The following is a 904-nucleotide window of genomic DNA, read 5'->3' on the forward strand; positions in this document are numbered from 1 at the left end:
GAAGCGAGAGTGTAAGGAGCTTACTTAGCGTAAGTGACTGCACACTCAAGCTGAAATGAGAAAGAGTGAAAACGTTTGACTGAAAAAGAACGGAACATCTTCGTAGAAGATGAAAATGGAATAACGGTGACATATTGCATTTAGTTTTGAATGCTCATCAGAGTGTTCAGTTAAATAGAGGAAAGCAAAAACGCTTGACTCTTAAAAATATCATTTTCGAAAGAAAGCGATTCTCAATCGATGAATTGAGCTGAAAGTGAAAGGCGCTTACTTAGTGTAAGCAACTGCACACTTGAAGCTAGGATCAAGAAGAGTAAAAACGCTTGACTCGAAAATAATTGAGGGCCTATAGCTCAGCTGGTTAGAGCGCACGCCTGATAAGCGTGAGGTCGGTGGTTCGAGTCCACTTAGGCCCACTCTAGAATTTAATATGGGGGCTTAGCTCAGCTGGGAGAGCGCCTGCTTTGCACGCAGGAGGTCAGCGGTTCGATCCCGCTAGTCTCCACCATTTATAATTAAAAGAAATTGCACATTGAAAACTAGATAGTAAGTATAGATTTTACCAAGCAAAACCGAGTGAATTAGAGTTTTTAAAAGCTTGAATTCAAAAAATAATCGCTAGTGTTCAATAGAACACTCACAGATTAATAACTAAGGTTTTAAGTTAGCTTGTTAGTAATACTGAGAAGTGTTTTAAAAGAAAGCGCTTGTCAGTTGATGAATCGAGTTGAGAGTTGAAAGAGCTTACCTTTGTAAGTGACTGAGAACTCGAGACGAAGATGAAGAAAAATGCAAGCGGTTGACTTAAAACAATTCAGATTAAGTTATTAAGGGCGCACGGTGAATGCCTTGGCACTAGAAGCCGATGAAGGACGTTACTAACGACGATATGCTTTGGGGAGCT

At 40.2% G+C, this 904-nt stretch carries 2 tRNA genes and 1 rRNA gene; all 3 read left to right on the top strand.

Features of this window, described 5'->3' with window-relative positions:
* Nucleotides 1-342 precede the first annotated feature (342 nt).
* Nucleotides 343-416, top strand: a tRNA-Ile gene (locus CD126_RS11905).
* Nucleotides 417-432: 16 nt separating this feature from the next.
* A tRNA-Ala gene (locus tag CD126_RS11910) sits at nucleotides 433-508 on the top strand.
* A gap of 309 nt (nucleotides 509-817) precedes the next feature.
* A 23S ribosomal RNA gene (locus CD126_RS11915) occupies nucleotides 818-904 on the top strand; the annotation flags it as partial.

Origin of the sequence: Staphylococcus pettenkoferi, from assembly GCF_002902685.1 — a bacterium.
Classification (GTDB): domain Bacteria; phylum Bacillota; class Bacilli; order Staphylococcales; family Staphylococcaceae; genus Staphylococcus; species Staphylococcus pettenkoferi.